Source organism: Polaromonas sp. UC242_47 (genome assembly GCF_044452385.1).
GTDB lineage: Bacteria > Pseudomonadota > Gammaproteobacteria > Burkholderiales > Burkholderiaceae_C > Polaromonas.
In genome coordinates this window covers 2,397,027-2,410,071 of record NZ_JBIOAO010000001.1, presented here as the reverse complement: position 1 = coordinate 2,410,071, position 13,045 = coordinate 2,397,027, and the positions used below count along the sequence as shown (strand labels likewise).

Sequence of the window (13,045 nt, the reverse complement as noted above, 5' to 3'; positions counted from 1 at the left end):
GAGAAAATTCAGTCGCAGCGCACGGACATGCCGCCGTCCACCACCAGCTCGGTGCCGGTGATGAAGCGGGCTTCGTCCGACGCCAGAAACAACACGGCATTGGCGGTGTCGCGGCCATCACCCATGAAGGGCAGCGGAATGCGGGCTTGCCGTTGTTTGAGCAAGGCCTGTACATCGCCGCCGGCGCGTTGTTTGGCCAGGCGCACATCGACCATGGGGGTATGCAACTGGCCGGGAATGACGGTGTTGATACGTATGCCCTGGCCCGCGTATTGCACGGCCACCACGCGCGAGAACTGGATCACCCCGGCCTTGGCGGCCGCATAAGCCACCTGCGGCGCGCCGGTCCAGCGTGTGGCCGAGGTCGACGCCAGGTTGACAATTGCGCCCTGCCCGGCTTGTTCCATCAGCGGCAACACGTGTTTGCAGGTGAGGAACACACTTTTGAGGTTGCGGTCCATTTGCGCGGCCCAGACTTCTTCGCTCATCTCCACCGGCCCGCCGGCGGCCGAGCCCCCCACGTTGTTGACCAGGATGTCGATGCGGCCGAAGTGCTGAACGCAGCCGGCCACGGCGGCGGCCACCGACTCGGCGCTGGTGACGTCGCAGGCAGCGGTGGCGATGTCGCCACCGGCCTCTCGCGCAAGCGCGACCGTTTCCTCCATGCTGGCCGGATCCAGGTCCACCGCGAACACGCGTGCGCCTTCCTGGGCCAGGCGCACCGCAATCGCGCGGCCATTGCCCCAGCCGGGGCCGACGGAACCGGCGCCTGTCACCAGGGCCACTTTGCCTTCAAGGCGTTTTGTCATGTTTATGTTTCCAGAAAAAGGGGTTAGACCACCATGGGCGTGGCCGCACCGTCCATGGCCACGATGGCACCGGTGACATAACTCGCGCGTGGCGAGGCCAGAAACACCGCGACATTGGCGATTTCTTCGGGCTGAGCCACGCGGCCCAGCGGCAGCTTTGCGCCCGGGTCGCTGGGCGCCGGCCGGCCTTCGGTTTCCGCCAGCCGGGTTTCGGCGTCCAGGCGCTGGCGCAGGCGTTCGGTCAGCACCGAGCCGGGGTTGATGGCGTTGATACGCACGCCTTTGCCCGCATAAGCGGCGGCCAGACCGGCACTGACCAGCATCAGCGCGGCATTGGCGGCGCCACCGGCGAGGTGGGTCGGGTTGGCGACCTTGCCGCCGGCCCCCACGATGTTGATGATCACGCCGCGGCCGCGCTGGCCCATGCGTTTGACCAGCGGATCCATCATGTGGATGTAGGTGAAATACTTGGCCTGCATGGCGTCGTGCCAGGCCTGCGGCTGTAGGTCGGCCGGTGCGGTGCGTTTGGCAGCGCCGGCGCAGTTGAGCAACACGTCCACCGGGCCATGGGCGGCCTCGGCCGCATCCAGGGCGGCCTGGGCCGCGGCCGCGTTTTGCAGGTCCGCCGGAAAGATGGCAATGCGGCCGACCGCGCCAGGTACTTCGTTCAGCAACTGCTCGGCCGCAAGTTGCAAACCTTCTGCGCTGCGCGAGACCAGGCTGACACGTGCGCCCTCTTGCAGAAAACCCCGTGCGCACGCAAAACCAATGCCTTTGCTGGCGCCGGTGACCAGCACATGCCGGCCTGTGAGTTGCAAGTCCATGGTCTCAACCCCGCTTGACCAGCAGGCCGCCGTCGACCGGGATCAACACCCCGGTGATGTACTGCGCCTCGTCGGAGGCCAGGAACACGGCCGTGTTGGCCACGTCCCAGGCCGTGCCCATACGCTGCATGGGCACCAGGGCTTCGCGCTCGGCGCGCACGATATCTCGCGACACGCCGCGTTCCTTGGCCCGGCGTTCGATGGCCATGGGTGTGTCGATCAGCCCCGGCAGGATGGCGTTGGCACGCACGCCATGGGGCGCGTTTTCCATGGCAATGTGTTGCGTCATGGTGTTGACCGCACCCTTGCTGGTTTTATAGGTCAAGGTCGGACGCGCCGCCAGGGACGAGGTCGAGGAGATGTTGATGATGGCGCCCGACTTCTGCGCAATCATGTGCGGCAACACGTGTTTGCAGGTCATGAACATGCCTTTGAGATTCATGGCCATGATGGTGTCCCAGACGGCCACGTCCAGGTCCACGGTTTTTTTGTCGCCACGCGACTGCCCCACGTTGTTGTGCAGGATGTCGATGCGGCCATACCGCGCCATGCAGGTCTGGGCGATGGCCTGGCAGTCTTCTTCGCGCGTGATGTCGGCCAGGAATATGGAGGCCTGGCCGCCATAGGGCTGAACCGCCTGATACGTGTCCTGCGCCCAGGCTTCGTTGATGTCCACCAGCAGCAAGGTTGCACCTTCCTGTGCAAAACGTTCTGCGGTGGCACGGCCATTGCCTATGGTGTCGCCGGGTTGCTGACCCGCACCGACGATGATGGCGACTTTGCCGTGCAGCCTGCCTTTGTTGCTTGTCATGATTTACCTGTATTTCAAAAATGGATAAAGCGCTGGGGCAAAGCCTAGGCCTTGCCCCCCCAAAAAATCAGTCGATCGTGACCTTGCCTTCAACGATGACCTTGCGCCAGCGGGCTTCCTCGGCGCGCACATAACGCGTCAGTTCCTGCGGCGTGCCCACGGCCGCCACCAGGCCTTCACCCTCGACACGGGTGCGGAAGGCCGGCGCTTCCGTCGCGCGGCGCACGGCGGTATTGAGTTTGGCCACCACATCGGGCGGTGTGCCGCCGCTGGCAAACACGGCGTACCAGGCATCGGCCTCGTAACCCGGCAGGCCGGCCTCGGCCATGGTTGGCACCTGAGGCCAGGAGGGTGAGCGGGTCGTGGAGGTGACGGCAATCGCGCGCATCTTGCCGCTTTCGACAAACTTGCCAACGCCGGCGGCGGTGGCAAACACAAAGTTGATCTGCCCGCCCAGCAAGTCGGTATAGGCTGGGCCTGCGCCACGGTAGGGCACGTGGGTCAGGTCCACCTTGCCCATCATCTTGAACAGCTCGCCCGCCAGGTGCACGGCCGTGCCATTGCCCGAGGAGCCGTAAGTCAGCTTGCCGGGGTTGGCGCGTGCGGCGGCCAGCACGTCCTGGATTGTTTTGTAGGGGCTGTCGGCGCGTGTCACCAACATGTTGGGGCCGCGGCCTATCAGCGCCACATTGGCAAAGGACTTGTCGGTGTTGTAAGGCAGGTTTTTGACCAGGCTGGTGTTGATCGCATGCGCCGAGGTGGTCAGCAGCAAGGTGTAGCCGTCACCGGGCGCCTTGGCCACCGCGTCCGAGCCGATGACGGTGCCGCCGCCCGGCTTGTTGTCCACGATGACGGGCTGGCCCAGCTCTTTGGACATACCTTCCGCCAGGGTACGCGCCACCAGATCGGTACCGCCGCCGGCGGTAAACGGCGCCACGATGCGCAGCGGGCGTGACGGAAACGCCTGCGCCTGTGCGCTGGCCGGGGCCAGGCCGAACAAGCTGGGCAATGCGAAACTGGCAAGGCTGGCGGCGGCAAGGGTGGCCAGGCGGCGTTTGCCGGTGTGCGGGGTGTTCATGGGCTTGTCTCCAATTGAAATACCGCGCGAACCAACTCACCCGGCTGACGGCAAGTCTAGAGGGCCAAACAGTGCCCGCTATGACATTTGGGAAAAGCTCTGTTTCCCGGGCTAGACAGCCAGCAGGTGGTCCAGCAGTGCCCGCGTCTGCGGCAACAGCGCATTGGCATCCCGCACGCAGACAAAAAGCTGGCGTGCCGCCCAGGGGTCGGTCAAGGTCAGCACCACCAGGCCCAGGCGGACCACGTAGTTGCGGGCGATGCCCTCGGGCATGATGGCCAGCCCCATGCCTTCGCGCACCATGGCGCAGCGTGCTTCGGGATTGGACACCTGCGCGCGCACCCGCATAGGCCGCGTGACGGTGGCGCCGGCCAGGGTGAGGAACTCATCCAGGCTGTGGCGCGGAAAATTGCCGAGAAAGTCATAGTCCAGGGCTTCGTCCAGGCGCAGGCTGTCACGCTGCGACAAGGCATGACCCACAGGCACCACCAGCCCCAGGCGATCGGTGCGATAAGGCAGGGACACCACGCCCGACGACGGGTGTTCGGCGTGGTAGATGCCGATGTCGGCCTGGCCGTCGGCCACGATGCGCGGCACGTCGTAACTGAAGGCTTCCACCAGGTCCACCCGTGACGCCGGCACCTTGCGCGCAAAGGCGCTGATGTCGGTCGGCAGAAACTGCAACACCGTGGACGAGTTGGCCACCAGCCGGATGTTGGGCACACCGCCGCCCGAATAGGCGGCCAGCGATTGCCGGGCCTGCGCCACGTTGCGCAGGATCACCTTGGCCTGCTGGTAAAGCATGGCGCCGGCCGGCGTGGGCTCCACGCCGCGGCCGTGGCGGCGCAGCAAGGTGGTGCCCAGGCGTCGCTCCAGCTCGGACACCCGTTTGCTGGCGGCCGAGGTGACCAGGTGCACTCGTTCGGCGCCGCGCGAGAGGCTTTTTTCCTCGATGGCGGCGATCAGGATTTCAAGCGAAGACAGGTCCATGGCGGACCATTGTCGTTCAGCGCGGCCGCGCCGGCCTCACAAGGTTTCAATGCGCGCCATATCCGGCCGCAGCAACCACTCCTGCAACTCGTCCGCCAGTTGCTGGCTGGCCGCCACGGCGCGGCGCCAGACTTGCATGCGGCCGGCGGGGTCGTGGCTGTAATGCAAAAAGTCGTTGCGATCCGGCAGTTTGCCGTTGGGCAGTGCTTTGACCCAGGCCGGGTCCGGCGCCAGCAGCACCATGGTGTCGAGAAAATGGGTGGCGCCGTGGCGCCATTTCAGGCCCTTGTCCAGCCAGCCTGGCACCACGGCTTTCTGGAAGTGCGGATACAGCACCAGAGCTGGTTTTTTTAAGCCTTTTTGGCCTGTAGCCCCCGCTGCATATTCGTGACCAGCTATCAAATCCGAAGCGTAATTGAGGTGCAGGTGGTAGTCGGTGATGCCGCCGTCCCAGTAGGCGCCGGGCGGCGCACCGGGAATGTTGTGCACCGACTGGAGCATGAAGGGAATCGAGCAACTGGCTTGCAGCGCCGGGTTGAAGTTGGCTTCGCAGAGCGCGACCTGGCGCGTGCGGTAGTCGTTGGTGGCAAATGGCAGGGGTGCATTCTGCGTGGAAAACACCACGCGCTCCAGCCAGGCGCCCATGGCCTTGCGGTGCACGCTGTTGGTCAGAAAGGCACCCAGGTAACCCAAGGGGGTGCGCAGCTTGTGCTCGCGCCCCAGCAGGTGGCGCCCGCGCGAGGTCACGACATGCAGCCGGTAACGCGGGTGTTGCAAGACTTCTTGCACACGGCCACCATAAAAATCTTTCAGGCTCTGGCCGAACTGCTCGCTGACTCTTTGCGCGCTGGGCCGCTTCTGGCCAGGCGGCGCCTCGATATGCTGCTGGATGTACTCGCTCTCTAGCAGCAGAAAGGCCGCCGCCGGGTCGGCCAGGCAGGCCGTGGCCATGCGCCAGGCGCCTATGGAGGCGCCGACCAGATGCACAGGCTGCGTGGTGCTGGCCAACCAGTCGCCAAAAATAAAACGGTCCAGCGGCCCCAGCACCAGCCCCTTGGGCCCGCCGGCCGCACCCGGCACTACCCCCACATCTTGCGGTCGCAGACCGTGTTGGGCCATGTGCTGGCGTGCCTTGGGGCCGGCGTAGAGACGAAGGGCTGGCATGGGATGGTTTTCAGTCGCTATTGTTTTTGCAGCTTCTTGCGCCCGCCCCTCAAGGGCGGGAGGCCAGTTTGACTACAAAAATGTGCTCACATCTGTCTTCCCGGCAACGGCGCTGCTTATTTCTTCAGGGCTGCCAGTTTGCTGAAGGCCGACTCCATGGCCGTCGACGCGGCCGGCTGCGGCGCCCGGTTCTGCCCGCCGTAGTTGCCACCGCGGCCCTGGTTCTGCCCTGGCCTTGCGCTTTCAAAGCGGTTGTCGCGCGGACCGTCCTTGCGTGCCGGGGCTGCGTCCAGCTTCATGGTCAGGCCTATGCGTTTGCGGGCCACGTCCACTTCGGTCACACGCACTTTCACGATGTCGCCGGTTTTCACCACTTCACGCGCATCGGTCACAAACTTGTTGGACAACTGGCTCACATGCACCAGGCCGTCCTGATGCACACCGATGTCGATGAAGGCACCAAAGGCGGCGACGTTGCTGACCGTGCCTTCCAGCGTCATGCCTTCTTTCAGGTCCTTGATGTCTTCCACGCCGTCGTTGAATCGTGCCACCTTGAAGTCGGGGCGCGGGTCGCGGCCGGGCTTTTCCAGCTCGGCAATGATGTCTTTCACGGTGATGACGCCGAACTGCTCGTTGGCAAACAGGTCCGGCTTCAGGGTTTTGAGCATGTCGGCGCGGCCCATCAGCTCGGCCACTGGTTTGCCGGTATGCGCCATGATTTTTTCGACCACGGCATAGGTCTCGGGGTGTACACCCGTCATGTCCAGCGGGTTGCTGCCGCCGCGCAGGCGCAAAAAGCCAGCGCTTTGTTCAAAAGTCTTGGCGCCCAGGCCGGTCACTTTCAGCAGGTCGGCCCTGGACGCAAAAGCGCCGTTGGCATCACGCCAGCGCACCACGGCCTTGGCCACGGTATTGCTCAGACCCGATACCCGTGCCAGCAAGGGCACGCTGGCGGTGTTCAGGTCCACACCCACGCTGTTCACACAATCCTCGACCACAGTGTCCAGGCTGCGCGCCAGGTCGCTCTGGTTCACGTCGTGCTGGTACTGGCCCACACCAATCGACTTGGGGTCGATCTTGACGAGTTCGGCCAGCGGGTCTTGCAGGCGGCGCGCAATACTGGCGGCGCCGCGCAGGCTGACGTCCACGTCGGGCATTTCTTGCGAAGCGAATTCGCTGGCGGAGTACACCGAGGCGCCGGCTTCGCTGACCACGACTTTTTCCATCTTGCGGTCACTGGCCTGGGCCAGCAGCTTCATCAAATCAGCGGCCAGCTTGTCGGTTTCGCGGCTGGCGGTGCCGTTGCCGATGGCGATCAGGTTGACGCCGTGTTTCTCGCAAAGTTTGCCCAGGGTGTGCAGCGAGCCGTCCCAGTCCTTGCGTGGTTCGTGCGGGTAGACGGTGGAAGTTTCGACCAGCTTGCCGGTGGCATCCACCACCGCAACCTTGACGCCGGTGCGAATGCCCGGGTCCAGGCCCATGACCACGCGCGGGCCGGCCGGCGCGGCCAGCAACAAATCGCGGAGGTTGTCGGCAAAGACCTTGATCGCGACTTTTTCGGCTTCTTCACGCAGGCGGCTGAACAAATCGCGCTCTATGGACAAACTCAGCTTGACCTTCCAGGTCCAGGCCACACATTTGCGCAGCAGGTCGTCGGCCGCCCTGCCCTTGTGGCTCCAGCCCAGGTGGATGGCAATTTTTCCTTCGGCAATGCTGGGCTGGCCGGCTTCGGGCGGCACCGGCAGCACCAGCTTGGCGTCCAGGATTTCCAGTCCGCGGCCACGGAAGACGGCCAGTGCGCGGTGCGAAGGCACGCGGCCAATCGGTTCGTCGTACTCGAAATAGTCGCGGAACTTGGCGTGGTCGGCGTTGTTTTCATCCTTGCCGGCGACCAGTTTGGAGGCGAACAGGCCTTCGCTCCACAACCATTGGCGCAGCGACTGCAGCAGCGCGGCGTCTTCGGCCCAGCGCTCGCTGAGGATGTCGCGCACGCCGTCCAGCACGGCTTGCACGCTGGTGAAGTCGTCGCCCAGCTCGCTTTTTTCGGCTTTCACAAAGGCCACGGCTTCTTCCAGCGGCACCAGGCTCGGGTCGGCAAACAACTTGTCGGCCAGCGGCTCGATGCCGGCCTCGCGGGCCATCTGGCCCTTGGTGCGGCGTTTTTGCTTGAAAGGCAAATACAGGTCTTCCAGTTCCTGCTTGGTCGGCGCGGCGGCGATTGCGGCGATGAGTTCGGGTGTCAGTTTGCCCTGCTCTTCAATACTTTTAAGCACGGTCTCGCGCCGTTCTTCCAGCTCGCGCAGGTAACCGAGGCGAAATTCCAGTTCGCGCAACTGGATGTCGTCCAGCCCGCCCGTGACTTCCTTGCGATAACGCGCAATAAACGGCACCGTGGCGCCGCCGTCCAGCAGCTCGACCGCTGTTTTGACCTGGTGTTCCTGGACTTTGATTTCTGCCGCGATCTGGCGGATGATTTTTTGCATGTGAAAAGATGATTCGTCTGAGAGGGTTGTCAATTCGGGAGCAGTTTGCGGCCCGGCATCCGTCAAGGGGCGCAAAGCTTGGCATTCTCCCATGGCGGGCGCGGGCTCAGGTCGCTGGGTCGGGACGCGCCGGTTTAGTGGGGTCGCCGCGTCTGCGGTTCCAGCAGAATGCCGGTTGGCAGGCTCAACTCGCGTGGTGCCGGTCTGGCCGACAGCGGCACGGTCAGGCGCACGCAGGTGCCGGCGCCGCTTTTGCTTTTGATCAGCAACACGCCGCCCAGGCTTTGCGCGCGCCGGCGCATGCCTTCCAGCCCTTTTCCGCCGGATCGGCTGGCTTGGTTGCGGGCGAGGCCTATGCCGTTGTCGTAGACCTCAAACAGCAGGCAGTCGGTTTCCGGCACAAAGCGGCAAACCACCTTGATCGCCGTGGCATTGGCGTGGCGCATGATATTGGACAGGCATTCCTGCGCAATTCGTAACACCTGTTGCGCCTGGGCGCCGTGCACGGCTTCAAGTTTGTCGCAGGGCTCGACCTTCCAGTCCATGCTGATGCACTGCTTGTCCAGCGCATGCTGGAGCCGGTAGCGCAGGCTGCCCAAGGCCTCCACCACGTTGCTGCCGGCGTTGTCGATGGCATGCACGGTCATCTTCAGGTCGACCAGGGCTTGCTCCAGCGCCATCGCCACGGCCTGTTGCTCAGGCGTGTGTTTGTCCAGCGACGACAGGATGCTGACCAACTGCGAACCCACGCCATCGTGCAGATCCTGCGCGATCCGGCGGCGCTCGGTGGTCACGGCCGAGTCCGCCGCATGCTGGCTATGCCCCAGGCCGTCAATCGCGTCAAAGTCGGTGAAGTTCTGAAAATCGGCCGCCGCGTGGGCATGCGCGGCGGCGGGATGTGCCTCCTGACGTGTTGCCAAATACCAAATCAGCAGCAGAAAAGCGGCAAAAAAATGCTGCGACAACAGAACCGAGGACAACAAGGGCTTGTCTGAAAACAGCACGTCGTCAACGTAAATACCCAAACCCACGACGCCGCCGGCCAGCGCAAGCAGGCTGGTGTAACTTCGGGCCAGATAGGCGCGGCAGGCCAGGACCAGCGCCAGCAACACCGCAGCCAACAGGTTGACCATGACCCAGGCCGGGCGGTAGGCTTGCGCGGCTGTGTTGTCGCCCCATGGGCGCCAATGCAGCGCCACCAAGCCCGCCACCGCCAAGGCGCCCAGGGCCAGGTAGGCTCGGGTATCGGTCAGTCCTGCGCTGGTCAGCAGGAAAAAGGCGACGCAGATGATCAGCGCCTGAAGGCCGATGTGGATGACATAGGCAAATTGCCGGGTGCTGCCGAAAAAAAAGACCAGGCCGCTGATCAGCAAATGCCCTGCCCACACCAGCGCAGCTACATACAAGGCCCTATCCAGGGGGTGGCGGCGTTGCCGCCAGGCGCGCCAGGACAGCCATTGCGCCAGTGTGGCGAGTGTCAAGCCTGCCGCTGCGCTGGCCATCACCAGGCCATGGTGTGCCGCCGTGATCACGGAAGGCCTGGTTACAAGAGTCCGTGACGGGCCGCATAACCGACAGCTTGCGCCCGGTTGCGGACATGCAGCTTGCGGTAGATGTTTTTGGTGTGGGCGTTGACGGTCTGGCAACTGATGGTGAGCCTCAGCCCGATTTCACCGCTGGTGTAACCCGAGGCGACCATCTTCAGCACTTCCTTCTCACGATCCGACAGCCTGTCGATGGGGCTGTCGGTGGGCTCAGCGGCGGGCCCGCTGCTCTCGTGGGCTGGATTGAGCTTGTGCAGCAGCCGCCGTGCCAGGCTGGGCGTGATGGAGGCGCCGCCATTGACCACCTGCAACACCGCCTGCGAGAAATTGCCAAACCAGGAGTTCTTGACAAAATAACCCGTGGCGCCCAGCTCAAACGCGTGCAAGGCGTGATCTTCGTCCTCCATGGCCGATATCACCAGCGCTTCGGCCATGGGCCGGACGGATTTCATGTATTCGATCAACTCGAAGCCCGAGCCGTCACCGAGGCTCAGGTCGATCAGCATGACATCGAACTCGTGCTGGGAGATCAGGCGGCGGCCCTCGCGCACGCTGCTTCCCTGTGCCACCAGGTCGGTGCGCAAGTCGCCGAGCAGTTCGTTGGCGATGACCTTGCGTATGCTGGCGTCGTCGTCGATCAGCAGAACCCGCACCGGTTGCCCGGGTTGTCCTGCCAGAAAGTCGGGCCAGAGTGAAGAAGCCGTCTCGCGGGATGGCTGCACGGTTTGGGTTTGGGTCAGGCCTGGAATGCCGCAGGCTGAGGGCTGCAGCAAACCGCTGGATTGGATAACGTTTTCCATGCTTCCCTCTTTTCAAGCTCGTTCTTGCTCTTGATTCCTCTGCTTACATCAAGCGGACGGTCCTGACTGAACGGCTTGTCAGTCATTTTTACTACTGAGGGGCTATTGATACTACAAATCTCATTGTTTGGATAGTTAGGAACTCATTTTTACGCCGAGTTTTCTAACATTGGCTTGCAATTAGCGCCCAAATTGGTGACACCGTTTGTGTTTATTGCGCGGTGTTGCTCCAGATACATTTTTTTACCACTCATTTTTGAGGCGGGTTCTGCGCCACAAATTGATAGCGCCCTTCGGCCTGGCGAATGGGGCTGGCGGCCCGCACCGGGCAAAAGGCCTGCGCGCTACTCCCTCAAAGAGAGTAGCTTGTTGCTGCGATTGGCTTTGTCGCTTGCCAGCGCCGAATGGCTGCATCGATGGTCCGTGGATGCAGCAACTTGCCTACGTCAATTTCTTCACGGAAGCGCTGTCGCTCGACCGTTCGCCCGTCCGCAAGACACTGCGCCGCGAACCAACAGCGCTGTTTGAGCTGCTGCCTACGCCGGCGCCACGCCCAGACAAGCCCGCTGCGTGCGGCGCAGAGGTGTGCCTTGGCGCTTCCCAAAGTCCGCTACGATCATGTGCTTGAGCCTCCAGCGGGAGCACACACGGGGATTTCATGGCAGTCGAACAGAGCAGCGAGCTGGTCAATATGGTGGTTTTGCTGGGCGCCGGCGTTCTGGCCGTTCCGCTTTTCAAACGGCTGGGCTTGGGCTCGGTGCTGGGCTACCTGACGGCGGGGCTGGTCATTGGCCCTTTCGGGCTGGGCCTGTTCAGCGAGTCCGGGACGATTTTGCACGTGGCCGAACTCGGCGTGGTGATGTTCCTGTTTGTCATCGGGCTTGAAATGCAGCCGACGCGGCTGCTGAAGCTGCGTCGCCAGATTTTTGGTCTGGGTCTGGCCCAGGTGGTGGTCTGCGGCGCCTTGCTGACGACCTTGGGTGTGTTGCTGGGGCTCCAACCGGTGGTGGCGTTTGTCGCCGCCATGGGTTTTGTGCTCTCGTCCACCGCCATCGTCATGCAATTGCTGGATGAACGCGGCGACACGTCCACGCCGCGTGGCCAGCGCATGGTGTCCATCCTGTTGCTGGAGGACCTGGCCATCGTGCCGCTGCTGGCCGTCGTGGCTTTTCTGGCGCCCGTGCCTTCTGCCGAGGGCGCCGTGTCGCGCTGGGTTGCGCTGGGCGCGGCACTGGCCGCCATCATCGGCCTGATGGCCGTGAGCCGCTGGTTGCTCAACCCGCTGTTTCGCGTGTTGGCCCGCGCCAAGGCGCGCGAGGTGATGACCGGTGCCGCGCTGCTGGTGGTGCTGGGCGCGGCGCTGGCCATGCAATGGGGCGGGCTGTCGATGGCCTTGGGGGCCTTTGCCGCCGGCGTGATGTTGTCGGAGTCCACCTTTAGGCATCAGCTGGAAGCCGACATCGAGCCTTTTCGCGGCATCTTGCTGGGCCTGTTTTTCATGGGTGTGGGCATGTCGCTGGACCTGCCGCTGGTGCTGGCCGACTGGCCGCTGATCCTGGGCGGCGCGCTGGCTTGCATGGTGCTCAAGGCCATGGGCGTTTACGCGGTGGCGCGGCTGACGCACTCCAATTCTTATGACGCGTTGCAGCGCGCGGCCATGATGGCCCAGGGGGGTGAATTTGCCTTTGTGTTGTATTCGGCGGCGGCTTCGGCGGGGCTGATTGCGGCGCGTGTCAATGCCGTGTTGACGGCGGTGGTCATTATTTCCATGGCGCTCACGCCACTGGCCGTGCTGGCGCTGCGCTGGGTCAGGCCGGCGACTGAGGCCCCGAACATGGACGGCGTGAAGCCTGTGGAAGAAGCCGGCGACCTGTCGGACAGCGTGCTAATCATCGGTTTTGGCCGCTTCGGACAAATCGCCAGCCAGTCGCTGCTGGCGCGCGGGGTCAAGATCACCATCATCGAGAACGACACCGAAATGATCCGGGCCGCCGCGCGTTTCGGCTTCAATGTCTATTACGGTGATGGCACTCGCCTGGACGTGTTGCACGCCAGCGGCGCGGAGCATGCCTGCGCGGTCCTGGTCTGTGTCGACAACAAGACCGCGATCAGCCAGATCGTGCGCGTGGTCAAGCAAGCGTTTCCGCTGACGCCGGTGTTGTCCCGCGCCTTTGATCGCCAGCACGCCATTGATCTGATCAAGCTCGGGGTGGATTTCCAGATGCGCGAGACCTTCGAGTCGGCGATGGCCTTCAGCGCCGCCGTGCTCAAGCAGTTGGGGCTCTCGGCCGAAGAAGTGGCCGAGGTCGCCGACAATGTGCGTCAGCGCGATGCCGAGCGCCTGCAACTGCAAATGACAGGCGACATGCAACAGGTGATCGAACAATTCCAGAGCACCCGCTGGGCGCCCACGCCGTTGACCCGACCGCAACGCGCTGGCCAGCCGCTGAACGAAGAAGCCGCCGACGTGATGGAGCCCGAAACCCTCGCCTTGGCGGATCAGCCCGACGAAGCGGCCGGCCGCTGATCCGGCGGACAGGCT

10 protein-coding genes are annotated in these 13,045 nt (G+C 63.7%); 1 reads left to right on the top strand and 9 read right to left on the bottom strand.

The features are described 5' to 3' along the window. Nucleotides 1-8: 8 nt before the first annotated feature. The 9 genes from ACHMXK_RS11755 to ACHMXK_RS11715 form a co-directional block, all read right to left on the bottom strand. Nucleotides 9-809 carry an SDR family NAD(P)-dependent oxidoreductase gene (locus ACHMXK_RS11755; protein ID WP_397440524.1) on the bottom strand — a complete coding sequence of 267 codons (801 nt, stop codon included), beginning with the start codon at nt 807-809 and terminating at the stop codon, nt 9-11. Nucleotides 810-832: 23 nt separating this feature from the next. Next, entirely contained in the window at nt 833-1,633 is an 801-nt protein-coding gene (locus tag ACHMXK_RS11750; protein ID WP_397440522.1) for an SDR family oxidoreductase, read from the bottom strand. Between the two features lie 4 nt (nt 1,634-1,637). Next, the gene (locus ACHMXK_RS11745; protein ID WP_397440520.1) at nt 1,638-2,444 is read right to left on the bottom strand and encodes an SDR family NAD(P)-dependent oxidoreductase; all 807 of its coding nucleotides are present in this window, start codon (nt 2,442-2,444) and stop codon (nt 1,638-1,640) included. A 67-nt stretch (nt 2,445-2,511) separates the two neighbouring features. Continuing rightward, a complete protein-coding gene (locus ACHMXK_RS11740) occupies nt 2,512-3,522 on the bottom strand; it encodes a tripartite tricarboxylate transporter substrate binding protein (protein WP_397440517.1) in 1,011 nt (336 codons plus the stop codon). A gap of 111 nt (nt 3,523-3,633) precedes the next feature. Next, a complete protein-coding gene (locus ACHMXK_RS11735; RefSeq protein WP_397440515.1) occupies nt 3,634-4,512 on the bottom strand; it encodes a LysR family transcriptional regulator in 879 nt (292 codons plus the stop codon). Between the two features lie 36 nt (nt 4,513-4,548). Then, complete coding sequence (locus tag ACHMXK_RS11730) at nt 4,549-5,676, bottom strand: phospholipase (RefSeq protein WP_397440513.1); 1,128 nt, start codon at nt 5,674-5,676, stop codon at nt 4,549-4,551. Between the two features lie 116 nt (nt 5,677-5,792). Next, nucleotides 5,793-8,159, bottom strand: a complete 2,367-nt coding sequence (locus ACHMXK_RS11725; RefSeq protein ID WP_397440511.1) for a Tex family protein — start codon at nt 8,157-8,159, stop codon at nt 5,793-5,795. Nucleotides 8,160-8,293: 134 nt separating this feature from the next. Continuing rightward, nucleotides 8,294-9,691 (bottom strand): sensor histidine kinase, encoded by a 1,398-nt coding sequence (locus ACHMXK_RS11720; protein WP_397440509.1) that lies wholly within the window; start codon nt 9,689-9,691, stop codon nt 8,294-8,296. An 11-nt stretch (nt 9,692-9,702) separates the two neighbouring features. After that, nucleotides 9,703-10,503: a LuxR C-terminal-related transcriptional regulator gene (locus tag ACHMXK_RS11715; protein ID WP_397440507.1), complete on the bottom strand. Its 801-nt coding sequence runs from the start codon at nt 10,501-10,503 to the stop codon at nt 9,703-9,705. 658 nt (nt 10,504-11,161) lie between these two features. On the opposite strand from ACHMXK_RS11715, the gene ACHMXK_RS11710 reads away from it, so the two are divergent. Next, a complete protein-coding gene (locus ACHMXK_RS11710; RefSeq protein WP_397440504.1) occupies nt 11,162-13,030 on the top strand; it encodes a monovalent cation:proton antiporter-2 (CPA2) family protein in 1,869 nt (622 codons plus the stop codon). Nucleotides 13,031-13,045: the final 15 nt, after the last annotated feature.

What these genes read in the sequence shown, in the direction of transcription:
- ACHMXK_RS11735 (WP_397440515.1), bottom strand. Translation starts at nt 4,512, where the DNA reads ATGGACCTGTCTTCGCTTGAAATCCTGATCGCCGCCATCGAGGAAAAA.
- ACHMXK_RS11755 (WP_397440524.1), bottom strand. Translation starts at nt 809, where the DNA reads ATGACAAAACGCCTTGAAGGCAAAGTGGCCCTGGTGACAGGCGCCGGT.
- ACHMXK_RS11725 (WP_397440511.1), bottom strand. Translation starts at nt 8,159, where the DNA reads ATGCAAAAAATCATCCGCCAGATCGCGGCAGAAATCAAAGTCCAGGAA.
- ACHMXK_RS11745 (WP_397440520.1), bottom strand. Translation starts at nt 2,444, where the DNA reads ATGACAAGCAACAAAGGCAGGCTGCACGGCAAAGTCGCCATCATCGTC.
- ACHMXK_RS11730 (WP_397440513.1), bottom strand. Translation starts at nt 5,676, where the DNA reads ATGCCAGCCCTTCGTCTCTACGCCGGCCCCAAGGCACGCCAGCACATG.
- ACHMXK_RS11740 (WP_397440517.1), bottom strand. Translation starts at nt 3,522, where the DNA reads ATGAACACCCCGCACACCGGCAAACGCCGCCTGGCCACCCTTGCCGCC.
- ACHMXK_RS11710 (WP_397440504.1), top strand. Translation starts at nt 11,162, where the DNA reads ATGGCAGTCGAACAGAGCAGCGAGCTGGTCAATATGGTGGTTTTGCTG.
- ACHMXK_RS11750 (WP_397440522.1), bottom strand. Translation starts at nt 1,633, where the DNA reads ATGGACTTGCAACTCACAGGCCGGCATGTGCTGGTCACCGGCGCCAGC.
- ACHMXK_RS11715 (WP_397440507.1), bottom strand. Translation starts at nt 10,503, where the DNA reads ATGGAAAACGTTATCCAATCCAGCGGTTTGCTGCAGCCCTCAGCCTGC.